The organism is Pseudarthrobacter cellobiosi (assembly GCF_023913755.1).
Classification (GTDB): domain Bacteria; phylum Actinomycetota; class Actinomycetes; order Actinomycetales; family Micrococcaceae; genus Arthrobacter; species Arthrobacter cellobiosi.
Genome location: NZ_JAMXBJ010000050.1, coordinates 274,001 through 297,479 on the forward strand (window position 1 = coordinate 274,001; position 23,479 = coordinate 297,479).

General features: G+C 65.7%; 20 protein-coding genes and 2 tRNA genes. 14 read left to right on the forward strand and 8 right to left on the reverse strand.

Annotated features, from left to right (window positions below; genetic code table 11):
• Positions 1 to 88 precede the first annotated feature (88 nt).
• The 3 genes from NG696_RS18675 to NG696_RS18685 all read left to right on the forward strand — a co-directional run bounded on the left by NG696_RS18675 (position 89) and on the right by NG696_RS18685 (position 2,675).
• On the forward strand, positions 89 to 1,342 hold the full coding sequence (locus tag NG696_RS18675) for a sunset domain-containing protein (RefSeq protein WP_252576337.1): 1,254 nt from the start codon (positions 89 to 91) through the stop codon (positions 1,340 to 1,342).
• Entirely contained in the window at positions 1,296 to 2,483 is a 1,188-nt protein-coding gene (locus NG696_RS18680) for a PQQ-dependent sugar dehydrogenase (protein ID WP_252576339.1), read from the forward strand. The genes NG696_RS18675 and NG696_RS18680 overlap by 47 nt, the downstream gene beginning before the upstream one ends.
• Positions 2,484 to 2,599: 116 nt before the next feature.
• Positions 2,600 to 2,675 (forward strand) — tRNA-Lys (locus NG696_RS18685).
• 140 nt (positions 2,676 to 2,815) lie between these two features.
• Here NG696_RS18685 and NG696_RS18690 read toward each other — a convergent pair.
• Entirely contained in the window at positions 2,816 to 3,271 is a 456-nt protein-coding gene (locus NG696_RS18690) for a MarR family winged helix-turn-helix transcriptional regulator (RefSeq protein ID WP_252565262.1), read from the reverse strand.
• Between the two features lie 95 nt (positions 3,272 to 3,366).
• Here NG696_RS18690 and bcp point away from each other — a divergent pair, with 95 nt between their 5' ends.
• The 8 genes from bcp to NG696_RS18730 all read left to right on the forward strand — a co-directional run bounded on the left by bcp (position 3,367) and on the right by NG696_RS18730 (position 13,457).
• Complete coding sequence (gene bcp / locus NG696_RS18695; RefSeq protein ID WP_252576340.1) at positions 3,367 to 3,840, forward strand: thioredoxin-dependent thiol peroxidase; 474 nt, start codon at positions 3,367 to 3,369, stop codon at positions 3,838 to 3,840.
• A gap of 183 nt (positions 3,841 to 4,023) precedes the next feature.
• Positions 4,024 to 4,105 (forward strand) — tRNA-Leu (locus NG696_RS18700).
• Positions 4,106 to 4,362: 257 nt separating this feature from the next.
• On the forward strand, positions 4,363 to 5,034 hold the full coding sequence (locus tag NG696_RS18705) for a fasciclin domain-containing protein (protein WP_141140923.1): 672 nt from the start codon (positions 4,363 to 4,365) through the stop codon (positions 5,032 to 5,034).
• Positions 5,035 to 5,178: 144 nt separating this feature from the next.
• Positions 5,179 to 6,852: an ABC transporter substrate-binding protein gene (locus NG696_RS18710; RefSeq protein ID WP_252565233.1), complete on the forward strand. Its 1,674-nt coding sequence runs from the start codon at positions 5,179 to 5,181 to the stop codon at positions 6,850 to 6,852.
• 79 nt (positions 6,853 to 6,931) lie between these two features.
• Positions 6,932 to 8,434, forward strand: coding sequence for a malate:quinone oxidoreductase (locus NG696_RS18715; RefSeq protein WP_252576343.1), 1,503 nt, complete (start codon positions 6,932 to 6,934; stop codon positions 8,432 to 8,434).
• Between the two features lie 79 nt (positions 8,435 to 8,513).
• Positions 8,514 to 11,765, forward strand: coding sequence for an efflux RND transporter permease subunit (locus tag NG696_RS18720; RefSeq protein ID WP_252576344.1), 3,252 nt, complete (start codon positions 8,514 to 8,516; stop codon positions 11,763 to 11,765).
• Positions 11,766 to 11,877: 112 nt separating this feature from the next.
• Complete coding sequence (locus NG696_RS18725) at positions 11,878 to 12,987, forward strand: LLM class flavin-dependent oxidoreductase (protein ID WP_193342372.1); 1,110 nt, start codon at positions 11,878 to 11,880, stop codon at positions 12,985 to 12,987.
• Entirely contained in the window at positions 12,987 to 13,457 is a 471-nt protein-coding gene (locus NG696_RS18730) for a MarR family winged helix-turn-helix transcriptional regulator (protein WP_160671885.1), read from the forward strand. Before NG696_RS18725 ends, NG696_RS18730 begins: the two co-directional genes overlap by 1 nt.
• Positions 13,458 to 13,533: 76 nt before the next feature.
• On the opposite strand, the gene NG696_RS18735 is transcribed toward NG696_RS18730, so the two are convergent.
• Positions 13,534 to 14,340, reverse strand: coding sequence for a transglutaminase-like domain-containing protein (locus tag NG696_RS18735; RefSeq protein ID WP_252565227.1), 807 nt, complete (start codon positions 14,338 to 14,340; stop codon positions 13,534 to 13,536).
• A 72-nt stretch (positions 14,341 to 14,412) separates the two neighbouring features.
• Positions 14,413 to 15,228 carry a hypothetical protein gene (locus NG696_RS18740; RefSeq protein ID WP_252576345.1) on the reverse strand — a complete coding sequence of 272 codons (816 nt, stop codon included), beginning with the start codon at positions 15,226 to 15,228 and terminating at the stop codon, positions 14,413 to 14,415.
• Between the two features lie 94 nt (positions 15,229 to 15,322).
• Here NG696_RS18740 and NG696_RS18745 point away from each other — a divergent pair, with 94 nt between their 5' ends.
• From NG696_RS18745 to NG696_RS18755, 3 genes are read left to right on the forward strand one after another with little or no spacing between them, the layout of a single operon-like run.
• Positions 15,323 to 15,985, forward strand: coding sequence for a DUF1684 domain-containing protein (locus NG696_RS18745; RefSeq protein WP_252565223.1), 663 nt, complete (start codon positions 15,323 to 15,325; stop codon positions 15,983 to 15,985).
• Between the two features lie 56 nt (positions 15,986 to 16,041).
• Entirely contained in the window at positions 16,042 to 16,890 is an 849-nt protein-coding gene (locus NG696_RS18750) for a fumarylacetoacetate hydrolase family protein (protein ID WP_252565221.1), read from the forward strand.
• A 17-nt stretch (positions 16,891 to 16,907) separates the two neighbouring features.
• Positions 16,908 to 17,399, forward strand: coding sequence for a GtrA family protein (locus NG696_RS18755; RefSeq protein ID WP_252576347.1), 492 nt, complete (start codon positions 16,908 to 16,910; stop codon positions 17,397 to 17,399).
• Here NG696_RS18755 and NG696_RS18760 read toward each other — a convergent pair.
• The 5 genes from NG696_RS18760 to NG696_RS18780 form a co-directional block, all read right to left on the reverse strand.
• Positions 17,396 to 18,550, reverse strand: a complete 1,155-nt coding sequence (locus NG696_RS18760) for a cysteine desulfurase family protein (protein WP_252576348.1) — start codon at positions 18,548 to 18,550, stop codon at positions 17,396 to 17,398. The genes NG696_RS18755 and NG696_RS18760 overlap by 4 nt on opposite strands.
• A gap of 7 nt (positions 18,551 to 18,557) precedes the next feature.
• Positions 18,558 to 19,430, reverse strand: coding sequence for a carboxylating nicotinate-nucleotide diphosphorylase (gene nadC, locus NG696_RS18765; RefSeq protein ID WP_252576350.1), 873 nt, complete (start codon positions 19,428 to 19,430; stop codon positions 18,558 to 18,560).
• A complete protein-coding gene (locus NG696_RS18770; protein ID WP_252576351.1) occupies positions 19,423 to 21,231 on the reverse strand; it encodes an L-aspartate oxidase in 1,809 nt (602 codons plus the stop codon). Before NG696_RS18770 ends, nadC begins: the two co-directional genes overlap by 8 nt.
• Positions 21,232 to 21,300: 69 nt before the next feature.
• Entirely contained in the window at positions 21,301 to 22,623 is a 1,323-nt protein-coding gene (gene nadA / locus NG696_RS18775) for a quinolinate synthase NadA (protein ID WP_252565211.1), read from the reverse strand.
• Positions 22,620 to 23,330, reverse strand: a complete 711-nt coding sequence (locus tag NG696_RS18780; protein ID WP_252565260.1) for an NUDIX hydrolase — start codon at positions 23,328 to 23,330, stop codon at positions 22,620 to 22,622. The genes nadA and NG696_RS18780 overlap by 4 nt, the downstream gene beginning before the upstream one ends.
• Positions 23,331 to 23,479 lie beyond the last annotated feature (149 nt).

Here is a 23,479-nt window from a genome sequence, read left to right on the forward strand (position 1 = left end):
CGTCTCAAATCCTGAGACGGACCCTTACCGGCCTGCCGGAACCTAGACAGCCCCGTTCGCGCCGACGTACCGTCAGGGAACGGCAACCATGCCATCCGGACTGAAGGGCCCTGCTATGGATTTTGTCTTCTGGATTATCCTCATCGTGCTGATCGTAGGCGTCGTGTGGTGGCTGCTAAACCGCAGCAGCTCCTCGAGCACCAGCGACTCCACGCCGATCCGGACGGACGGCGGGCTCGCCGGAGGAAGCGCAGCCGCCTCGGCGGAAGCCGCCGGCACGGCGGGCATCCCCAGTGCTGCGGGCTTCGGCGCTGCTGAGCCGGCGCCACCGACGACGGCGGACGAGGCGCCCGTGCGGTCCAGCACGGCAGAACCCCGGGAAGCCGGCGGTGAGCACAAGGCCGGCCTTGGAGAACCTAGCGTGGAAAAGGACACCATCGTCGGGCACGACGCCGGCGTTGAGCCCAACGTTGCCGGTTCCACTGTTACTGCTGGTGCCGCATATACCGCTGGTGTCACAGACACTACTGGTCCCGCAGTTACCGCTGCAGCTGATGCACCGAAACGCCCGGTCGCCGAAGAACTGTCAACCCCAGAGTCGGCTGGCTCTGGGGAACCCGGCCGACCGGAGCGGCCGGCTGGGCAAGAGGAGCCGGCTCGCCCGGAGTCGCTAGCAGCCCAGGAACCTGGCAGCCAGGAGAGTGTGAGCCGGCAGGCAGACGAAGCTGAGTGGGAAACCCAGTGGTCCGAGGCAACCGCGCCAACACCACCCGCCGCCAGCCACCGGCCGGCAGGCGAAGCGTCCACCGTGTTTGCCGACACCCCAACGCCCGAGGCGCCACCGGCCCAGGGCAGCGGATTTGTGCATCACCCGGAATATACGGAGCCCCATGCGCCCACGCTGCCCGGCGCCGAAACGGCCGCTGCGGAAGCCGAAGCCGAAGCCGCTGAAACGCAACCCGAAGTGGCCGCAGCCGATTCAGCCCCGCACGCGGCAAGCACGGCTCCCGTGCAAGCTGCAGGATCCACGGAGGCTGCAGTATCCAGAGAGGCTGCGGAAGCCCGGACCACGGAGCCTGCAGCCGTGGCGGACTACGAAGCTGCACCACCGGAACCGACGGGGCATCTGGCCGCGGACCAGCCCTACGGCGCCGGTTCCGCGTCGCCCGGCCCGGACGGCAGCGGCCCGGCGGATTTCGACGTCAAGGCCGACGCCGGAACGATGGTCTATTACGAGGCGGGGCATCCTGACTATGAGCAGACGACAGCCGACGTCTGGTTTGAGTCGGCGGCCCATGCGGAAGCTGCCGGTTTCCGGGCTCCCCGGCGCACCCGCAGCTGACTGGACGCAGGCGCCCTTTCGGGCCTTTGCGGCGGCCAAGCCCACCGCAGGCGCCTTCGCAGTGGGCTTGGCCCTGCTGCTCTCGGGCTGCACGGGGGACGCCAACGACGCTCCCACCGGCAGCATCACAGGGGCCGGAACCGGTACCGGCACGGAAATCGCGACGGGCACAGGAAACGCCACGCCGCCGAAGGTAGTGGCGCGGCTCGATCTCCAGCTCGACATTCCCTGGGCCGCGGTATTCCTGCCGAACGGGACCGCCATCATCTCCGAGCGTGACTCAGCTCAGCTGAAGGCTGTCCGTGATGGCAGGGCGACCACCATCGGCCAGGTCCCCGGCGTTGCTCCTGGCGGTGAGGGAGGCTTGCTGGGTCTCGCCCTCTCCCCCGGCTTTCCGTCCGACAACTACCTTTACCTGTACTTCACCTCTGCACAGGACAACCGCATCGCCCGGCTGAAGCTGACGGAACAGCCTGACGGATCCCTGAACCTTGGCGACCCCGAGGTGCTCTTTTCCGGAATCCCGAAGGCGCCCACACACAACGGCGGCCGGATGCGGTTCGGCCCGGACGGGTTCCTGTACGTGGGCACGGGAGACTCCCAGCGCCGGGATCAGCCGCAGGACCCGAATGCGCTGGGCGGAAAGATCCTGCGGCTGACTCCGGAGGGTGACCCCGCACCTGGCAACCCGTTCGGCAATGCCGTGTACAGCCTGGGGCACCGAAACGTCCAGGGACTGGCCTGGGACAGTGCCGGCCGGCTCTGGGCCAGCGAATTCGGCCCCGACGTCAACGACGAGCTCAACCTCATCGAGCCGGGAGGCAACTACGGTTGGCCCGCAGTAACCGGGGCACCGCACCGGGAGGGCTTCCGGGACGCGAAGGTGGTGTGGCCTTCGACGGCGGACTCCTCACCCAGCGGCCTGGAAATTGTCGGGTCGACCGCCTACCTCGGCGCCCTGCGCGGCCAACGCCTCTGGACGGTGTCCCTGTCCGGTGAGGAGGCAAGCGCTCCTGTGGCCTATTTCACACGGGAATACGGCAGGATCCGGGACGTCATCCGGACTCCCGACGGCGGCTTCTGGCTGCTTACTAACAACAAAAACCCTGATTTCGTGCTGGTTCTGGCCCCGCCCGGCTGAACCTGCAGGCCCCAGCGGCTCCGATTTCACATGGGTCGGAAGTTCGTGTAGAGTTTCATGTCGTTGCGGAGATCAACCGGGAAAGAAAAAGCCCGGAAGGTCACCACATAAAAGATGCACCTCTAGCTCAATTGGCAGAGCAATTGACTCTTAATCAATGGGTTCCGGGTTCAAGTCCCGGGGGGTGCACCAAGGGAAAAACAGCCCCTGGCACGCGGAAACGCGGCCAGGGGCTTTTTTGTTTGTGGCCGTAGAAGATAAAAAATCCGGCACCACCACTGCGGAACTTCGCAGCGGGGATGCCGAAGGGGTTTTCCCGGATTACGGGATTGCTAGCCGAGCGGGGCACCGTCCACCAGGGCGCGGGTTGACGGCGAGGCGAACTGGCTTGCCAGCTCCCGGACCACGGCCTGGAGCTCCTGCCGCAGGGCGTCAGGGTCAATGGTTGCCGCGGCGAGCACCGAGCGTTCCATCTCAACGGCTGCGGCTGCGGCTTCCCGGCCGCTGTCGGTGAGGGACACCACCTGGCTGCGGCGGTCCGAGGTGCTGCGGACGCGGGCAATGTGGCCGTGGGACTCCAACCGGCTCAGGGTCTTACCCATGGTCTGGGCCTGAACGCGCACATATTGGGCGAGTTGGGCTTGTGTCATAGGCCCTTGCGCTGAGAGGACTTCGATAGCGATCACGCCGGCGTGCGTCAGTCCGATGGCGCTTAGCTTTTCGTTCCAGGAGTGTTCTACGAGGCGTGCCGCAGTGGACAATAGGCGCCCAGTGGGCCAGCGATCCATGTCAGGCATACCAGCAAGTATAGCTAAGGCTGGTTAGCACCGGTCCTGGATGCTTACTAAAATGGTGTGTTCCGCCTGCAACGAGGAGATTAACAGTGGCTGACAGACTCTTGACCGGTGACGTAGCGCCCGGCTTCATCCTGAAGGACTCGTCGGGTAAGGACGTCAGCCTTGCTTCCCGTCACGGCGGCAGCACCATCGTCTACTTCTACCCGGCCGCCGCCACCCCCGGCTGCACCAAACAGGCGTGCGATTTCCGTGACAGCCTGGCGTCCTTCACGTCGGCCGGCTATCGGGTCCTGGGCGTCTCCCCCGATTCTGTGGACAAACTGGCTGCCTTTGCCGCCAACGAGGACCTTAGCTTTCCGTTGCTTTCGGACGAGGACCATGCCGTGGCCGAAGCCTATGGTGCCTGGGGCGAAAAGAAGAACTACGGACGGACCTATGAGGGACTGATCCGCAGCACCGTGGTGATCGATCCCGACGGAAAAGTGGCATTGGCTCAATACAACGTCCGGGCCACCGGCCACGTGGCAAAACTCCGGCGCGACCTCAAACTGGACGCGTAACGCATTACGCGTGAATAGGCGGCCGGAACGCACGGCAGGAACCGGCTGACCGGAACGCACGGCAGGAACCGGCTGACCGGAACCCCGCCGGCCCGAGGCTACAATGGAAACTGGCATCCGCCGTCGTACGTTTTTATCCGTAGGCCATCTGGCCAAGGTTGAGACAACGGCGGCAACTGCCAAGCGCGAGTGGTGAAATTGGCAGACACGCAGGATTTAGGTTCCTGTGCCTTCGGGCGTGGGGGTTCAAGTCCCCCCTTGCGCACACTTACACAGAGATCCCGGGCCCAAAGGCCCGGGATCTCTGTCATTTAAGTGTCCCAGCCACGGCATTCTCCCCCGGTTTGGCGCGAAATTAAAAACTTTTGGCGATCCACCCATCCGCTTCCATGCTCCGGCCGAATACCCATTGAGACACCAGCCAAGGGCTGGTGCCCAACAGTCGGAAAAGGCCCACGCGGCAGGCACAACGTCTGCAGCAGGCAAGAAATCGGCAGAAACCAAAAAACAAGGAGAACCGAAATGCAGTCATTCAAGCGCACATCCTTCACCGTCGCAGGCGTTGCAGCTGCAGCCCTGCTGAGCCTCACCGCCTGCGGTGGAACCGCAACCACAACCCCGAGCTCCTCCGCTCCGGCCGCCGCACCGTCGGCGACCAAGATGGCTCCGTCACCGTCCGCCAGTGCTGCTGCCATGGATCCGGCCGCAAACCTCGTTGGCGCAGGCTGCGCCGGCTACGCCGAGAAGGTCCCCACCGGGGCAGGCTCGGTTGCCGGGATGGCCCTTGACCCGGTAGCGGTCGCGGCATCCAACAACCCCATCCTGACCACCCTCACGGCAGCTGTCTCCGGCAAGCTGAACCCGAAGGTTGACTTGGTTGACACCCTGAACGGCGGCGAGTTCACGGTCTTCGCTCCGGTGGATGACGCCTTCGCCAAGATCGATGCCGCCACCATTGAAACGCTCAAGACTGACGATGCCCTGCTCAGCAAGATCCTGACCTACCACGTGGTCCCCGGCCAGATCACCCCGGACAAGATCGCCGGCACACACGCCACGGTCCAGGGCGGATCAGTCACTGTGACCGGCAGCAAGGATGCCCTCATGGTTGATGGCGCCAGCGTGATCTGCGGCGGCGTCCAGACCAAGAACGCCACCGTTTACCTGATCGACTCGGTGCTGATGCCCAAGTAGTCCCGCTTTCAAGCCAGAGGCCTGTTCCGCAACCGGAACAGGCCTCTGGCGTGTGTCCAGGGAGCACCGGGGTGTGTCAACTAGACTGTGTCCTTGGCCCGCAGTCGGCGGCGCCGGCCAGAAGCAGCCAGAGGTGATCGACGAGTGCCCAGCAGTACTTCGCGGCGAACGGTCATCAAGACCGGCGCCGTTTTTATGGCGTTAGGCCTGACATCCTGTACCGGCATCCCTTCGCCGTCGCCTTCACCAACGTCACCCTCAACGGCGCCCGCCGGCGCTCAGCCCACCGAAACGTTCACTTTCGGCACGGCGTCCCAGCCCTTGGGCCTGGACCCTGCGCTCTCGAGCGACGTGGAAAGCTACCGGATCACCCGGCAGATCCTCGAAGGCCTCGTGGGTGTGGACCAGACCACCGGAAAACCCACGCCGCTGCTGGCCACGGAATGGTCCGAAGAAAACGAAGGCCGCTCGTACACGTTCAAACTCCGCAGCGGCGTCTCGTTCCAGGACGGCACGCCCTTCAACGCCGACGCCGTGTGTGCCAACTTCAACCGCTGGTTCGCCTTCTCGGCGGAACTGCGGCGCCAAGCGCCGGGAAGCTCCTTCAAGAGCGTGTTCAAGGCACATTCCGACGACGCTGCGCTCTCCATTTTCAAGAGCTGCACGGCCCTTTCCGCCGACACTGTCCGGATCGACCTGACCCAGCGCTTCACCGCGTTCCTTCAGGCGCTCACCCTGCCGGCATTCGCCATCGCGTCCCCGGCAGCCCTCACCACGGGCACAGCGGATGTCCTGGATCAGACCCGTGGCGGAAACCCGGTCTCGCGGTTCGCCACCAACCCCGTCGGCACCGGACCGTTCAGCCTGGCCGCCTGGGACGAAGCCAGCGTCCGGCTCGTCAGCCACAAAGACTACTGGGGTGACCGCGGGCAGATCTCCACCATTAATTTCGTCACGTACGACCACCCCCAGACGCGGCTTCAGGCCCTCCTGGACGGCAAGATCGACGGCTACGACGCCGTCACGGTGGGCAACTTCGATCAACTGGTCAAGCGGGGCATGCAGATCGTCCAGCGTGATCCCTTCTCGGTGATGTACCTGGGCATCAACCAGGAAATTCCGGTGTTGCAGAACCAAAAGGTCAGGCAGGCCATTGAGCTGGCCATCGATAAGGAAACCCTGATCCGCAAGTTCTTCATCGACAACACCGCCAAAGCCTCACAGTTCGTCCCGCCCAAGATCAGCGGTTTCAATAATGACGCTCCCGCACTGGGCCACGACCCTGTCAAAGCCAAGGCCTACCTGACCGAGGCTGGCTACACCGGGGAAGAGCTCAGGTTCTACTATCCACTCAACGCCACCCGACCCTATCTGCCCACGCCGGAGAAAATCTACGCCGAAATCAGCAGGCAACTGACCGCCGTCGGCTTTAACATCAAACCTGTCCCGGTGGACTGGTCTGAGGGCTATCTCCAGAAAGTGCAGTCACCCGGAGACCATGGGCTCCACCTGCTCGGCTGGAACGGCGCGTATGCCGATGCCGATAACTTTGTGGGCCCGCTGTTCGGCGAAAAGAACGGCGAATTCGGCTACCAGGACCCGCAGGTCTTTTCCAAGATCAACCGCGCCCGTGGCCTCCCCGCCGGCAAGGAACGCGACGAGCAGTACCACACCATCAACGCCCAGATCGCGGCCACTGTGCCGGCGGTTCCCATCGCCTTCCCCATCTCGGCCCTCGCACTCTCGGACCGCGTCAGCAGCTACCCGGCGTCCCCGGTACTGAGTGAAGTTTTCACAAAGGTACAGCTAAAGCCTTGACGGCCCGGCCCAATTTCAGTAAGCGGGCCGCCCGGGGATATTCTTTGACAGCCAGAGCCGCTGCTATCGGAGACTGATTGTGACCTTCATATCCAAGACCCAACATGCCGACGTCGTACTGATTGGCGGCGGCATCATGAGCGCCACGCTCGGGGCATTCATCAAGCAGCTTGAACCGAACTGGACCATCTCCCTGTTCGAACGCCTGGATCAGCCCGGGCTGGAAAGCTCCGACCCCTGGAACAACGCCGGAACGGGCCATGCTGCCCTGTGCGAACTCAACTACTCCCCCGCAGCCAAAGACGGCTCGGTGAACCCGGCCAAGGCCCTGCTCATCAACGAACAGTTCCAGCTGTCCCGCCAGTTCTGGTCCCACCTTGTGGAAGAATCCCTGATCGGCTCGCCGAAGGGCTTCATCAACACCGTCCCGCACATGAGCTTTGTCATCGGCGAGGACAACACCCAGTTCCTCAAGACCCGCTACGAAGCGCTCAAGTCCCACACGCTGTTCCGCAGCATGGAGTACTCCGAGGACCACGCAAAGATCGCCAAGTGGGCACCGCTGATCGTCAAGGGCCGCGACCCCAAACAGCGCATCGCCGCCACCCGGGCAACGGAGGGGACCGACGTCGATTTCGGGGCACTCACCCGTGAGCTGACCACCTACCTCGGGAACAACGGCGTTGAAATCAATTACGGCCATGACGTCAGCGGCATCTCGAAGGCCGCCGACGGCGGCTGGGACCTTTCGATCAAGCACCCGGCTTCCGGGGAACACGGCAAGATCCACGCCAAGTTTGTTTTTGTGGGTGCCGGCGGCGGCGCGCTTCACCTCCTCCAGGCCTCCGGTATTCCCGAAAGCAAGGGCTACGGCGGGTTCCCCGTGTCCGGCCAGTTCTTCCGCTGCACCGACGAAAAGCTCTCCGCCCAACACAGCGCCAAGGTCTATGGCCAGGCTTCGGTGGGCGCGCCGCCCATGTCGGTCCCGCACCTGGACACCCGCTACGTCGACGGGAAGCGTTCGCTCCTGTTCGGCCCCTACGCCGGCTTCTCCACCAACTTCCTGAAGAACGGCTCGTACCTTGACCTGCCGTTGTCCATCCGGCCCAGCAACATCATCCCGATGCTTGCCGTGGCCAAGGACAACATGGACCTCACGGCATACCTCGTTAAAGAGGTGGCCAAGCGCCACGGCGACAAGGTGGAAGCGCTGCGCGAGTACTACCCCGAAGCCAAGGACGGCGACTGGGAGCTGATCACCGCCGGCCAGCGTGTGCAGATCATCAAAAAAGACCCGAAGCGCGGCGGCGTGCTGCAGTTCGGCACGGAAGTCATCGCCGGCCGCGACGGCACCATCGGGGCGCTTTTGGGTGCGTCGCCCGGCGCATCCACAGCGGTGCCCATCATGATTGAGCTGCTGCAGAAGTCCTTCCCCAAAAACTTCAAGGGCTGGCAGGGCAAGCTCAAGGCCATGATGCCGGGCTACGGCGTGAAGCTGGATGAGAATCCGGATCTGGCCGCAGAACTCGAGACGGCAACGGCCAAGGCACTGCAGCTGGAGAGCATTTCCGCCAACCACTGACGCCCGGCATTCCGGCCGGCAGGCCTGGCTGGACGGTCCGGTCCGCAGGAGTCCGTCAACCCCACAGGAGAGACCCGCGATGTTCCGGCTGGCACAACTTTCATTGGCAAACCGGGCGCTGATCGCGCTGATCACCGTCTTCGCGACGGTGTTCGGCGTGATCACCATGTCATCGCTGAAACAGGAACTCATCCCCTCCATTGAGTTCCCGCAGATCACCGTCCTCTCCGCCATGCCCGGCGCGTCGCCCGAGGTGGTGGACAAGCAGGTCAGCGCACCGCTCGAAACTGCCCTGAACGGCGTCGAAGGCCTGGAGTCCACGTCCTCGACGTCGCGCAACGGCGTCTCACAGATCTCCATGGTGTTCACCTACGGGACAAACCTTGACCGCGCCCGGAACCAGATCGACCGGGCCATCTCCAACGCCAAGCGCTCCCTGCCGGAGGACGTGCAGCCGCAGGCCATCGCGGGCAGCATCAGCGACTTCCCGATCGTGTTCCTGGCCGTGTCCTCGGACAAGCCGCTGAGCGAACTGAACGCGGACCTGGCGCGCCTCTCCGTTCCCCGGCTCCAGAAGATCGACGGCGTCCGGGGAGCCGACGTGACCGGCGGCGCCACCCAGCACATCGAGATCCTCCCCCGCCCCGAGGCGATGGCTGCCAAGGGCGCCACGATCGAGTCCATCCGGAACGCCCTCGGCAACAACGGCGCACTGATCCCTGCCGGGACCATCCAGGAGCAGGGCAAGACGCTCTCCCTCCAGATCGGCAGCCCGGTGGATTCCCTGGACGCCATCAAGGCACTCCCCTTGGGCGGAGCGAAGGATGCCGCGACAATCGGCACGGTGGCCGACGTCAGCCTGCAGGACAACGAACGGACCTCCATCACCCGGACCAACGGCCAGGAAACGCTGGCGGTGTCCGTGACCAAGAAGCCCGAGGGCGACACCGTGGGAATCTCCCACGCCGTGAACGACTCGTTGGCGGCCCTTGAGGCCGAGCTGGGGTCCAACGCAAAATTCACGGCGGTGTTCGACCAGGCCCCGTTCATCGAGAAGTCCATCAAGGACCTCACCACCGAGGGCCTGCTCGGGCTGGGCTTCGCCGTCGCCGTCATCCTTGTTTTCCTGATGTCAGCCCGATCCACCCTTGTTACCGCGGTCTCCATTCCGCTCTCGCTGCTGATCACGTTCATTGGCCTGTCCGCGACCGGCTATTCACTGAACATCCTGACCTTGGGCGCGCTGACCATTGCGATCGGCCGGGTGGTGGACGACTCGATTGTGGTGATCGAAAACATCAAACGCCACCTCAGCTACGGGGAGGAGAAAGTCCCCGCGATCCTCACCGCAATCCGGGAGGTGGCCGGCGCCATCACCGCCTCCACCTTGACCACCGTGGCGGTCTTCCTGCCCATTGCCTTCGTGGGTGAGCTCGCCGGCGAACTCTTCCGACCCTTCGCCCTGACAGTCACCATGGCGCTGCTGGCATCCCTGCTGGTATCGCTGACCATCGTTCCGGTCCTGGCCTACTGGTTCCTCAAGAGCCCCGCCGGTTCGCCCGCCGCCGGTTCGCCAGCTGCAAGTTCGCCCGCCGCCCGCGAAGCTGCCGCCCGTGTTGCCGCCGCCGCCCGTGCCCAGGCTCAGGAAGCCGAACAGAAGAGCCGGCTGCAGCGTGCCTACCTGCCCGTCCTCAGCAAGACCCAGAAGCACCCGGTGCTGACCCTGGTCGCCGCCGTTCTGGTGCTCGGCGCCACGGCCGCCATGACGCCGCTGCTGTCCACCAACCTCCTCGGCGATTCCGGCCAGAACAGCATGACTGTCCGCCAGCTGGTGCCGGCGGGCACAAGCCTGGCCGACACCAGCGCAGCCGCCGTCAAGGTCGAGGACGTCCTCCGCGGCATCGAGGGTGTCAAGAATGTCCAGCTCACCTCCGGAAACGCGCAGGCGGGCTTTGCCGCCCTGACGTCCTCCGGCGCCGCCAACTCCACGTTCACGGTGGTGACGGATGAAAAGGCCAACCAGGCAACGCTCCAGGAAACCGTCCGGACCGAAGTAGGCAAGGTGGCCGGTTCCGGGAAGATCACCGTGGGCACCCAGCAGGGAGGCTTCGGGACATCCTCCACGGTGGACATCACCATCAAGGCGGCAACGTCCGAGGACCTCCGCACAGCCAGCGAGGCCATGGTGGAAGCAATGGCCGGTGTGCCGGAAACCAGCGAGGTGACAACCAACCTCGCTGCCAGCCAGCCGGTAGTCCAGGTCAAGGTTGACCGGGCCAAAACCGCGGCGGCCGGACTGAACGAGGAACAGGTGGCCGGCGTCCTGGCGGCCACCATCAGCCCCATCCCCGCAGGCACGGTCCGGATCGACACGAACGATTTTCCCGTCCAGATCGGCAAGGGCACCCGGTTCACCAGCATCGATGCGGTGCGCAACATCGCCCTGCCCGCCGCGGGCGCGCCGGTGACCCTTGGCAGCATCGCGTCCGTGGAACAGGTGGACGTGCCGGTCTCCATTACCGCCAGCAACGGCCAGCGGACCGCCAAAGTGTCAGTCACGCCGTCGGGCTCCAACCTTGGTGCGGTGAACGCGGAGGTGCAAAAGCGCCTCACGGAGGTCAGTCTCCCAGCGGGGGTCACCGCGGAACTCGGCGGCGCCACCACCCAGCAGGCCGAGTCCTTCCAGCAACTGGGCCTGGCGCTCCTCGCGGCGATCGCGATTGTCTACGTCATCATGGTGGCCACGTTCAAGTCGCTGATCCAGCCCCTGATCCTGCTGGTGTCCGTACCCTTTGCCGCCACAGGCGCCGTGGCCCTGCTGCTGGCCACGGCTGTTCCCCTCGGCCTGCCGTCGCTGATCGGCATGCTGATGCTGGTGGGCATTGTGGTCACCAACGCCATTGTGCTCATCGACCTCATCAACCAGTACCGGCAGCCACGGGACGGCCGCGGCGGCATGAGCGTGGCGGATGCAATCACCCACGGCGCGCGGCAACGCCTCCGGCCCATCCTGATGACCGCGCTGGCCACCGTTTTCGCCCTGACGCCCATGGCGCTCGGCCTGACCGGGGGCGGCGGCTTCATTTCCCAGCCGCTGGCCGTGGTGGTGATCGGCGGCCTGGTCTCGTCCACAGCGCTGACCCTGGTGCTGGTTCCCGTGCTGTACCGGCTCGTGGAGGGACGGCGGGAAACAAAAGCGCTGCTCCGTGCCATGCAGCAGCGCCCGGAGTTTGCGGCAGCGGACAACGTCGATGCCGAGTTCCGCGACTGGACCACCGGCATGGTGCCCCGCGTCAGTGGCCGCCGTGCCGCTCCGGGCGACCCCCTGTAACACCTGGAATATTCTCGTCGGGGAGGCGTTATATCCGTCGATACATGCAAACGCATGAAAATCGGGTATAGTGGAATCAAGCCCGGAGAGTCCAGGAAACGGAAGGCACACCATGCAGATCGGCGTATTCAGCGTCAGTGACATCACCACTGACCCCACCACCGGCCGGACGCCCACGGAGAACGAACGCATTAAGGCGGCCGTGGCGATCGCCAAAAAAGTCGAGGAAATCGGCATGGATGTCTTCGCCCTCGGCGAGCACCACAACCGCCCGTTCTTCTCGTCCTCGCCCACCACCACGCTTGCGTACATCGCCGCGCAGACCGAGCGGATCACCCTCTCCACCGCCACCACGCTGATCACCACCAACGATCCGGTCAAGATCGCCGAAGACTTCGCCATGCTCCAGCACCTCGCCGACGGCCGCGTGGATCTGGTCCTGGGCCGCGGCAACACGGCTCCGGTATACCCGTGGTTCGGCAAGAACATCCAGGACGGCGTGGAACTGGCCATCGAGAACTACAGCCTGCTGCGCCGGCTGTGGGACGAGGACACGGTGAACTGGTCCGGCAAGTTCCGTACGCCACTGCAGAACTTCACGTCCACCCCTCGCCCGCTCGACGGCGTGGCCCCCTTTGTGTGGCACGGGTCCATCCGCACGCCGCAGATCGCCGAAGTGGCGGCCTACTACGGCGACGGGTTCTTCGCGAACAACATCTTCTGGCCCAAGGAGCACTACCAGCAGCTGATCAGCCTCTACCGTGAGCGCTACGAGCACTACGGCCACGGCAAGGCGGACCAGGCCATCGTTGGCCTCGGCGGCCAGTTCTTTATGCGGAAGAACTCCCAGGACGCCGTGAAGGAATTCCGGCCTTACTTCGATAACGCGCCCGTCTACGGCCACGGCCCGTCGCTGGAGGACTTCACCTCCCAGACGCCACTCACCGTGGGAAGCCCGCAGGAAGTCATCGAAAAGACCCTCACCTTCCGCGAGTACTTCGGCGACTACCAGCGCCAGCTGTTCCTGATCGACCACGCGGGCCTGCCCTTGAAGACCGTGCTGGAGCAGCTTGACCTGTTCGGCGAGGAAGTCCTCCCGGTCCTCCGCAAGGAATACGCGGCACTCAAGCCCGCGCACGTCCCGGACCCGCCCACCCACGCCGGCCGCGTGGCCGCGCTGATGGCTGCACAGGCGTCTGACACTGCCCCTTCGGAGGCGTGATGGCTGCCGGCGGCAACGAATCACCCATCCGCTTGGCAGCGGAAACCTGGGAATCCCTGTTCCGGGCGCAGGTCGCCGTGATGCGCAGGCTGCAGGCCGGTCCCGCCTTCCGGAAAGTGGCACTGAACGAATACGACGTGCTGTTTACGCTCTCCCGGTGTCCGTCCGGCTGGCTCCGGCTCAATGAACTCAATGACCATGTCCTGCTGAGCCAGTCGAGCCTCAGCAGGCTGGTTGAGAGGCTGGAAAAGCGCGGGCTCGTGGTCCGGATGGCTGCCCCCGACGACGGCCGCGGCGTGCTGCTGAAGCTCACCGAGGAGGGGTCTGCCCTCCAGAAGGAGATCGGCCGGGAGCATGTGCGGGACATCTCCAGCCTGGTGGGGCCAGCCCTGACGGCTGCCGAGCAGAAGGAACTCCAGCGGCTGACCGAGAAACTCCGGCATTCCGTGGGGGCGCGGCCGGCAAAGTAACTGCCTGGGAAATAACCGGCCGGGAAGTATCTGGCCGTGAACTCACCGCCCGGCAATGGCGGGCGGTGCCGGGAAACTAGACGAGCATGACCAGCTTGGCAGGATCTTCCGACGGCAGCTGGCCGTTGACCACGGCGCTGACCCGCAGCTCGGTCAGCGTCAGGCGCCCGCCCACCGTTGACAGGAACGCGGTGTCGGACGAGTCGCGGCCAGCGGTGATCCGCAGCATCGACTCCCGCGGGGCCAGCCCCGTGGGGTCGATGACGTGCCAGGCGCCATTGACATGCGCCTCGGCTACCGCGTGGAAATCCATGGGGCTCAGCCCCGGTGCGTACACGGCCGCGAGCCGGGCCGGGATGTCCTTGGAACGCAGCAGGGCGATGGCCAGGTGCGCGAAATCCCGGCACACTCCCCTGCGGTGCAGGAGGGTTTCCACGGCGCCGTCAGTTCCCCTGGAGGAACCGCTGATGTACCGCAATTCCCCAAAGACCCAGCTCCGCACGGCCTGGAGCAGTTCCGCACCGTGCAGGCCACCGAATTCGGCATAGGCCGTGGGCAGGAGCCGGTCCGACTCCGCGTAACGGCTTGGCCGCACGTAGCGGATGAGCTCAGCCAGGGTGGCTTCTTCCGGGACGGCCTGCCCTGCCACCGTCGCCGAGTAGTCAACGGTGACTTCGGCGGGATCAGTGAACTCCATATAGTGCAGGCGGCCGCCATGATGGTCCGCGAGTTCCTGCAGCGGAACCGGCTGCCCGTCGGCCGTGACAGTCAGGGATTCATCAAACGAGGTGTAGCCGGGATTCCTGGCTACAGCGATGGCCAGGGCTGCCTTCGTGTCGGCGATGGTCCTGAAAACCATACGTGCTGAAACGGTGCGTTCCATGTATCTCCGGGGTGTGAGGTAGTGGCAGAACTTCCCGCTCTGACCCGGGGATGAGGGGGCCGGGGGGCGGGACTAGTTTTTGATCTCCAGAGACATTAGCATCCGCTGGACGTTCGCGAATTCCGAGCTCTCATCCACGTACTTGGCGGCCTGGCCCAGGGTGTCGAACGCCTTGGCCGGGGTCACCTTCTCATCCGGGGCGAAGGCCTTCAGGACGCCGAGGTCACCGAACGAGTAGTCCCCTTTCCCCGCCGGGCCACGGACCACATTCCGCAGTTCGCAAGCTTGGCCGTCTGCCCCGCCCACAATGTTGGTGATGCCGTAGGAGCCGAAGTAGCGGTAGCCCTGGATGACGCGGAACACTACGTGCGGCGCTATGGTCCCTTCCCCGGTCATGCCGGGAAGATCCAGCGGCACGCTGCTGATCACGATGTACGGTTTGCGGGCAGCCTCGGGGCATTCAGACGACGACGGCGGCTGTCCTGTCCGCAGCGTGGCCACAACCGCGCCGTCCTGCTTTTTCACCTCAATCTTCAGCGCACCCGGCAACGTCCCCTCCTCGGGAGTGACGGACTGGGCGATCCATTCCTCCGGCAGGTCGAAGCTGACGGTCTTCGCCGGATCGGTATAGGTCTTCCACGCAGCCGCTGTTGCGGCCGGGCCGGGTGCTGCGGACGTCGGGACGCCCGCTGTGGCAGAAGGATCCGACGACGGGGACCCTGTAGCGCCGGAGGCTGAGCTCGTGCTGGCGCCAGGGCTGGCCGATGTGTCCGGCTGCGCGGTCCACGCTGAATCGCTGTTACCAGGCGCGCTGCAGCCGGATGCCAGCGTCCCTGCCATCAGCAGCGCGGCCGTCCGCACTCCCCACATTGCCGACTTGTGTGTCATGCAGCCAGCCTAGCGGCGGACGCCGGCGGCCAAGAGCCGGAGCCTCGTGTCGCCGTCGGAGATTCCCCGTACACAAGGGACTAGGCTGGTGCCTATGGCGGATGAGCAGCATGGCGCGGACCTTGACAGCCTGGCGGACATCTCTGCCATCGACATTGCGGACTGGCGGCTGCGGACTTTTGCCCTGTACGACACGGTGCGGAAAGTTGCCGCTGAAGATCCGGCGGAGGCCCATTCCCTCTGGCGGCATGAGCGCGACCGTATGTTCGCAACGCATCCGGCCTCAGCCCTCAGCGCGAAAGACAAGTCGCAGTTCTCCGGCCTGAAGACGGCCGACTACGATCCCATCTACCGGTTCTACGTGCCGCTGACCCTTGAGGGCGCCGGCCGGGAAATGACCGTGGAAACCGCCACTGACGGTGTGGTCCGGTTTGTCCGGCTGGGCACGTTCGATCTACCCGAGCTGGGCCAGCTGGGCGTGTGGAAGCTGCGCGGTTACGGCGGCGGGATTTTCGTGCCGTTCCGGGACGCCACGGCCGGCCAGCCCGGCGGAACGTACGGCGCCGGCCGGTACCTCCTGGACACCATCAAGGGCGCATTCCACGGGGTCCATGGTTCCGGGGCGGGCGCCGAGTTTGTCCTTGATTTCAATTTTGCCTATAACCCGTCCTGCGCATACAACGAGGCCTGGGCCTGCCCGCTGCCCGGACCTTCCAACCGCCTGGCCGTGGAGATCCCGGTGGGCGAGCTGTACTGAGCCGCCACCGGCGGTCGCCGCTGCCGGGAGCCTACCGGAGGACGTAGGATGTCATCATGACTGCCAGCGCTCCCCGCCGCCTTGCCCGTGTCCGCCCCCTGTCCCCCGCTGTTGCCGACGAGCATTTCTTCGTGGCCAATGACGCCCCGGACTTCGGCTCCGCCGCCGGCCGGTCCTGGACAGTGGTTGATTCCCCCTTCGGTGCGTCCCGCGCAAACGCCAACCACCCGGCCCGGCCGGGGTGGGAGACCGGCGCCGTTGTAGACCAGGAGTCGTTCACGTACCTGGCGCCTTCCGTCCCCCTCAACGTCTTTGGCATGGCGCACAACACCGGCCAGGCCGGCCGGGACCTCCCGCCGCAGGCCTTCCACAAGGCGGCATCGAGCGTGATCGGGCCGGGCGACGCCATTGAACTGAGCACAACAGTGGGCTACGTGGACCCGGAAGCGGAACTGACCGTCGTCGTCGGGCGCACCGTCCGTGGCCTGACGCTGGAAACTGCCCGGAGCGCCATCCTTGGATTCACCATCGGCAACGATGTCTCGGCCCGCGATCTGCAGAAGTCTGACGAGCTGTGGATCAGCGCCAAGAGCCAGGACACCTTCACTCCCGTGGGCCCATGGATTGTGACGGACCTCGACGACTCGGACCTGTCCATCAGCATCGTCCACAACGGCACCGAACTGAAGGCCGCCAGCAGCACCGAACTCGGCTGGAAGGTGGACGAAATCCTCGTGTACCTCAGTTCCTTCATGACCCTGCACGCCGGCGATCTGGTCCTCACCGGCTTCCCGGCGGAATGTGCCCGCATCCAGCCCGGAGACACAGTTGTGTGCCGGGTGGAGGGAATTGGCGAGCTCAGCAGCCCGGTGAAGGCTGCGTCCTGGGAGGAAACACCGGCCTGATATGTCAGGCTTGACCCATGGAGACCCCTGCTGCGCCCGCCGCCCAGCTGACGCAGCAGCCCACGCGCGGCGCGCCGGCCACCAAGCACTACCGCGGAATCTTCAGGTTTCCGCTGGTGCGGCAGCTCCTCCGCTTCACCGGCGTCGGCATCATCTGCACCGCAACGTCCCTGGCGCTGTATGCGTTGCTGCGCCCCTGGCTGGGACCGCAGCTGGCCAACGCGGCCGCCCTGGTGCTGACGTCCTTGATGAACACGGCGCTGAACCGCAGGCTGACGTTTAGGATCTCCGGGCAGCGCCGGATGGCCCGCGACCACCTCCACGGCATGATCGTCGTCGCCGTGGCGCTGGTCATTACCGGCGGCAGCCTGGGCGTGCTGCACTGGCTGCACCCGGACGCCACCGTGTCCGATGAGCTGTGGACCACCACACTGTCAGGCTTCGTGGCCACCGCCGTGCGGTTCACGATGCTGCGGCATTGGATTTTCCGCCGCGCCCGCCATATCTAGCGGCCGAGGGTCCTGACGCTCCCGACGGCAATGCCCACGGCTGCCGCCGCCTGCTCCAGTTCGTCCGCGGTCACGGCCGAGGTGAAGCTGAACCGCACAGCTGTCTGCGCCACTTCGGCGCCATAGCCCAGCGCGGTCAGCACCGGCGACGGCGCATCGGAACCCGCGGCACACGCCGAACCGCTCGAGCACACCACACCCTGCCGCTCCAGCTCCAACAGCACTGATTCGCCGCTGGTGCCGGGGAAACAAAACGACGCCACTGACGGCAACCGTTCTGTCCGGTGCCCGGTGAGCAGGGCTCCGGACACCGTCTCCAGGATGGCGGCGATGAAGTGTTCGCGGAGAAGGGCCACGCGGGCGGCAAGCTCCGGCCGTTCAGCGTGGGCGAGCGTCAGGGCCGTGGCCAGCGCCACGGCACCGGCAACGTTTTCGGTCCCGGACCGGCGGCCGCGTTCCTGGCCGCCGCCATGCACCAGGGGCTCCACACGGGTCCGGCCGCGGACATACAGCATGCCGCAACCCTTGGGCGCACCGAGTTTGTGGCCGGAAATGCTCAGGGCATCCACGCCCAGCGACTTGACGTCCAGGGGCAGCCAGCCCGCGGCCTGGACGGCGTCGGTGTGGAACGGGATGCCCCGCCCAGCGGCGATGGCGGCCAGTTCGGCGACCGGCTGGATGGTGCCCACCTCATTGTTCGCGTACATGACGCTGACCAGGGCAGTTTCCGGCCGGAGCACGGCGGCGAGCGCCTCCGGCGTCACCCGGCCGGTCCCGTCCACCGGAACCACGTCCACGCTGAACCCGTGGAACCGTTCCAGGTAGCGCGCGGACTCTTCCACGGCGGGATGTTCGACGGCGCTGATCACCACGCGGTTGAGGACCGGGTCGGCAGCCTGCCGGGCGAGGGCAATGCCCTTGACCGCGAGGTTGTCCGCCTCAGTGCCTCCCGAGGTGAAGGTGACCTCGCCCGGGCGGCAGCCGAGCACCTTGGCCACGGCCGCACGGGCGCCTGCGAGCGCGGACGCCGCGGCCTCGCCAAGCGTGTGGTGGCTGGAGGGGTTGCCGAACTCGCCGCTCAGGTAGGGCCACATGGCCTCGAGGACTTCGCGGCGGACGGGCGTGGTGGCGGCGGCGTCAAGGAAGATCATGGCTGCTTCAGCCGACGCTCAGTTCGACGTCCAGGCCGAGGTCCAGGGCAGTCACGCTGTGGGTGAGACCACCGATGGAGATGACGTCCACGCCCGCCGCGGCGATGTCCGCTACGGTGCCGAGGTTGACGTTGCCGCTGGCTTCCACCACGGCGCGTCCGTCCACCTGCTTGACACCGGCACGGAGCCCGTCGAGGGTGAAGTTGTCCAGCATGATGGTGTCCACACCGGCGGCAAGGACGGGTTCGATCTGCTCGGCGCTGTCCACCTCCACTTCGAAGTGCGTCGTGTGCCCCAGCTGGGCCTTGGCCGCGGCGAGCAGGGCAGTGAGCTTTGCGGGGTCTCCCCCGGTCATGACGGCCAGGTGGTTGTCCTTGGCCAGCACGGCGTCGGAGAGGCTGTAGCGGTGGTTGGCGCCTCCGCCGCAACGCACTGCGTAGCGTTCCAGCACGCGTAGGCCCGGCGTGGTCTTGCGGGTGTCCGTGATGCGCGCCTTGGTGCCTTCGACGAGCCGGACGAATTCCGCGGTCTTGGTGGCGATGGCACTCATCCGCTGCACCAGGTTCAGCCCAACCCGTTCGGCCAGCAGCACCGAGCGCGCGTTGCCGGTGACGCGCGCGAGGTGCGTTCCGGCGTCGAACGCTTCACCGTCTGCCAGCAACAGCTTCACGTCCGTTTCCGGATCAATGAGCTTCATGGCGTCGCGGAACACCGTTCCACCGCTGAACACGCCGGGCATCCGGGCGTTCAACACCGCGGTGGCCCGGGCCTCGGCCGGGATCAGCAGCTGCGAGGTGATGTCACCGTTGGGCGCGTCCTCGGCAAAAGCCCGCTCCAGGATGTCCCGGACGGATGCTGCGGGGAGGGTCAGGCTAGTCATTAACGAGGCTCGCTTTCCTGCTCATGGTGTAACGCTTATCGAAATCTCCGACGGCGGCATCCGCGGGCACGCTGTCGCTGCGGTAATGCGCCCCCAAGGATTCCCGCCGCTCCCGCGCGGCATGCACCAGCAGCTGCGCAGCCAACAAAAGATTGGCATCCTCATGCTCCCGCGGATCGAAGGAATCAGGAACAGTAAACGGGTCGTCAGCAGAGGCCCACGCCCCAAGCACAGCCCCCGCTTCCCTAAGCAACCCGCCATCACGAAGCACCCCAGCGTTGGCAGTCATCAACCGCCGAAGCGCCACCCGGGAAAACGGCCCCGCCTCACCAAACGACACTTCAATAGGCCCAGGTGCCGGAACAGTCTCAAACTGCCAGGAAATGGACGCTGACGCGTCGTTGAACATCACCGGCAGTTCCGGAGGTCCCGATAGCGCCGTTGTTGCGTGAGCGGCCGGACCGGCCGCCGAGCTTGCGAGGCGATCGCCGGTGCGAGGCGAGAGCGCAGGCGCCGAGGGACTTGCGGAACTGCTGGCCAGAAACGCAGCAACAGCCCGCCGCCCAAAGACAAGTCCCTCAAGAAGGGAGTTACTGGCAAGCCGGTTAGCCCCTTGGACGCCGGTGCAGGCAACCTCGCCGGCGGCCAGCAACCCAGGCACCGAGGTCCGCCCGTAGAGGTCGGTAAGGACCCCGCCCATCCAGTAGTGCGCCGCCGGTGCCACGGGGACCAGTTCGCGGGTCCAGTCGACGCCGGCCTCGCGGGTGCGTTGGGTAATGGTGGGGAACCGCTTGGCCAGGTAGCCCTTGCCGTGCCTGGCCTCGACCACCATGGCGTCGAGGAACACGTGCCCGTTGGGATCCCCCAGGGTGGCGAGGTGCAGGGCGATGCTGCGGGAGACGACGTCGCGCGGGGCAAGTTCTGCGTCGGCGTGATAGGCAGGCATAAAGCGTTCGCCGCGGGCATCCAGCAGGATGGCGCCTTCACCGCGCACGGCTTCGGAAATCAGGAGCGGTTCAGCTCCGTTGCCGGCTGCCTCGAGGGCATCGGCCGGGAGCACCATGCAGGTGGGGTGGAACTGGAAGAACTCCAGGTCCGCAACTGCGGCTCCGGCCCGCCAGGCGAGCGCCAGCCCGTCGGCAGTTGCCACGGCAGGGTTGGTGGTCCGGGCGAACAGTTGGCCCGCTCCCCCGGTGGCCAGGAGCACGGCATCGCCGCGGATGGCGAGTTCCCGCCCGGCGTGGAGGAAATTCACGCCGGCCACGCGTCCATCGCTCTGCGACAGGGACGTGACCTGGGCGTGCCCGATCACCTGCATCCGTCCAGCGGCCTGCGCATCCAGGACCGTCTTGATGAGTGCCCTGGCTACGCCGGCACCGGTTGCGTCGCCGCCGGCGTGCAGGATCCGCGGCGCGGAATGGGCGGCTTCGAGACCCAGCGAGGGGTCGCCGTCGTCGTCCATGTCGAAACGCACGCCGAAGCGTTCCAATCCGGCGATATCCAGCCGGGCCTCCGTGCAGAGGACGCGGACGGCGTCCTCGTCGCAGTGGCCGGCCCCGGCCTTCAGCGTGTCTGTGATGTGCGCGGCCACGGTGTCCCCGGGCGCTGGCACGTCGAGGACGGCGGAGATGCCACCTTGGGCGTAGTACGTGTTGCTGTCCGCGAGCGCGCCCTTGGTCAGCAGCACCACTTCAGCGCCGGCGTCGGCGGCAAGCAACGCCGAGTACAGTCCCGCAATGCCGCTCCCGACGACGATCAGCCGCCGGGGTGCCGGACCACCGGCTGGGCTCTCTGCGCTCATGTGGGGCTCGTTTCGGTTTCCAGGGTTACAGCGGGCGGGACTACAGCGGGCGGGACTACAGCGGACGGGCTAAAGCGGACGCGCGGCGAGCATACGCTCGAGCGCGGTTTTGGCGTTGTCCTGAACGGAATCGTCCACGCTGATGCGGTTGACGATGCGGCCTTCAACGAGTTCCTCCAGGACCCAGGCGAGGTAGCCAGGGTGGATGCGGTACATCGTGGAGCAGGGGCAGATCACCGGGTCCAGGCAGAAGATGGTGTGCTGCGGGTACTCGGCGGCGAGCCGGTTCACCATGTTCACTTCCGTGCCGATCGCAAAGGTGGTCGGTTCGGTGGCGGCTGCGATGGCCTTCTTGATGAAGTCGGTGGAGCCGGCTGAATCGGCGGCGTCCACCACCTCCATGGGGCACTCGGGGTGCACAATCACGTTGACGCCGGGGAACTCGGCCCGGGCCTTTTCGATCTGGCCGACGTTGAAACGCTTGTGGACCGAGCAGAAGCCGTGCCAGAGGATCACGCGGGAATCGAGCAGGGCTTGCTCATCGTTGCCGCCCAGTTCCTTGCGCGGGTTCCACATGGGCATCTGTTCCAGCGGCACACCCATGGCTTTGGCGGTGTTGCGGCCCAGGTGCTGGTCAGGGAAGAACAGGACCCGCTGGCCCCGTTCGAACGCCCATTCCAGGACCACCTTGGCGTTGGATGAAGTGCAGACGATGCCACCGTTGCGGCCGCAGAAAGCCTTCAGGGCGGCGGAGGAATTCATGTAGGTGACCGGAATGACCGGAACCCGCCCCTCGGCGTCGGCCTCGGTACCGAAAATCTCTTCGAGCTGTTCCCAGCACTCCTCCACGGAGTCGGTGTCCGCCATGTCCGCCATGGAGCAGCCGGCAGCGAGGTTGGGCAGGATGACGGCCTGTTCCGGGGTGGAGAGGATGTCCGCGGTCTCGGCCATGAAGTGCACGCCGCAGAAGACGATGGCTTCGGCGTCCGGCCGCGTGAGGGCGGCGTTGGCCAGCTGGAAGGAGTCGCCCACAAAGTCGGCGTACTGGATGACTTCGTCGCGCTGGTAAAAGTGGCCCAGGACCACTGCCCGGTCGCCGAGCTTAGCCTTGGCCGCACGGATGCGAACATCGAGCTCGGCATCGCTGGCGAGCTTGTATTCTTCCGGCAACTGGCCCTGGCGCGGCGTGGCGGCCGGGGCGACGTCCGCACTTGAGGCTCCGGGTCCGTAAGCCGGGCTCCCAGCGAGCGCCTCGGCAAGGTCGTACTCCCACGGGCCCTTGGCGAGCGCCGGGCTGCAGGTGGCTGCTGTTTTGCCTGCAGCCGCGCTCCGGGACGCGCTTTCGGCTTGTTCGCGCGTGATCAGCTGGATGGCTGTGTTGACGCTGCTCATGGTGTGCTCCTGTTATCGGGGTCAAGGCCGGGGCGGCCGGTGAAGCGGTAAAGACGAGGCGGACGGTGTTTACCGCCCTGGAGGTATTCGCCGGTTTCTTCGATCTCCGGCGTGGATTTGAGCTGGCGGCCGAAGTTGGCCGGGTCCAGCCGGGTGTCCAGGACAGCTTCATAGACTTCCCGGACCTGGGCGAGCGTGAAGTACTCCCCCAAAAAGTGGTAGGCCACCGAGCCGTAGGCCAGCTTGTTCCGCAGGCGTCGGAGCGCGTACTCAACAATGGCGTTGTGGTCGAAGGCCAGGTCCCCCACCTTGTCTGCCCGGAACCACTTCACATTCTCCGATTCGTCGGCCAGGGCGGCCTCCGTGGGCTGGACCAGCGCCCAGTAGACGATCGACACCACGCGCTGGGTGGGTGAGCGGTGCAGCCCGCCGAACGCGTAGAGCTGCTCCAGGTAGCTCGGTGTGAGTCCGGTGGTTTCGCGGAGGTTCCGGGACGCAGCATCCTGCAGGGATTCAACATGCGTCAGCGGTCCGCCGGGCAGGGCCCAAAGATCCTTATACGGCTCACGAATCCTGCGGACCAGGGGAAGCCAGAGGGTAGGCCGGCCCGAGGATTCGCTGGGCCGCAGGGCGAAGATGACGGTGGAGATAGCGAGCGAGGGTGCAGCGGTGGCCCGTTCGGAGACGTTCGCTGAGCTGCTGTACACGGTCACTCACCCGCTCTCTGCTTCTGGGCTTCATTGCCATCACTTAGTTATGGTCATTTTGACTAGAACTGATTCTACGTCCACATTCCCCTGATTCAAAATGTTTCGCCGCCCCGCGCGACTGGACGAGCTCCTTGGGCTGGTCCCCG

Excerpts from the sequence above, each read along its gene's own strand:
- NG696_RS18675 (WP_252576337.1), top strand. The coding sequence starts at position 89 with ATGCCATCCGGACTGAAGGGCCCTGCTATGGATTTTGTCTTCTGGATT.
- NG696_RS18680 (WP_252576339.1), top strand. The coding sequence starts at position 1,296 with ATGCGGAAGCTGCCGGTTTCCGGGCTCCCCGGCGCACCCGCAGCTGAC.
- NG696_RS18690 (WP_252565262.1), bottom strand. The coding sequence starts at position 3,271 with ATGGATCGCTGGCCCACTGGGCGCCTATTGTCCACTGCGGCACGCCTC.
- NG696_RS18705 (WP_141140923.1), top strand. The coding sequence starts at position 4,363 with ATGCAGTCATTCAAGCGCACATCCTTCACCGTCGCAGGCGTTGCAGCT.
- NG696_RS18720 (WP_252576344.1), top strand. The coding sequence starts at position 8,514 with ATGTTCCGGCTGGCACAACTTTCATTGGCAAACCGGGCGCTGATCGCG.
- NG696_RS18725 (WP_193342372.1), top strand. The coding sequence starts at position 11,878 with ATGCAGATCGGCGTATTCAGCGTCAGTGACATCACCACTGACCCCACC.
- NG696_RS18730 (WP_160671885.1), top strand. The coding sequence starts at position 12,987 with ATGGCTGCCGGCGGCAACGAATCACCCATCCGCTTGGCAGCGGAAACC.
- NG696_RS18735 (WP_252565227.1), bottom strand. The coding sequence starts at position 14,340 with ATGGAACGCACCGTTTCAGCACGTATGGTTTTCAGGACCATCGCCGAC.
- NG696_RS18740 (WP_252576345.1), bottom strand. The coding sequence starts at position 15,228 with ATGACACACAAGTCGGCAATGTGGGGAGTGCGGACGGCCGCGCTGCTG.
- NG696_RS18745 (WP_252565223.1), top strand. The coding sequence starts at position 15,323 with ATGGCGGATGAGCAGCATGGCGCGGACCTTGACAGCCTGGCGGACATC.
- NG696_RS18750 (WP_252565221.1), top strand. The coding sequence starts at position 16,042 with ATGACTGCCAGCGCTCCCCGCCGCCTTGCCCGTGTCCGCCCCCTGTCC.
- NG696_RS18755 (WP_252576347.1), top strand. The coding sequence starts at position 16,908 with ATGGAGACCCCTGCTGCGCCCGCCGCCCAGCTGACGCAGCAGCCCACG.
- NG696_RS18760 (WP_252576348.1), bottom strand. The coding sequence starts at position 18,550 with ATGATCTTCCTTGACGCCGCCGCCACCACGCCCGTCCGCCGCGAAGTC.
- nadC (WP_252576350.1), bottom strand. The coding sequence starts at position 19,430 with ATGACTAGCCTGACCCTCCCCGCAGCATCCGTCCGGGACATCCTGGAG.
- NG696_RS18770 (WP_252576351.1), bottom strand. The coding sequence starts at position 21,231 with ATGAGCGCAGAGAGCCCAGCCGGTGGTCCGGCACCCCGGCGGCTGATC.
- nadA (WP_252565211.1), bottom strand. The coding sequence starts at position 22,623 with ATGAGCAGCGTCAACACAGCCATCCAGCTGATCACGCGCGAACAAGCC.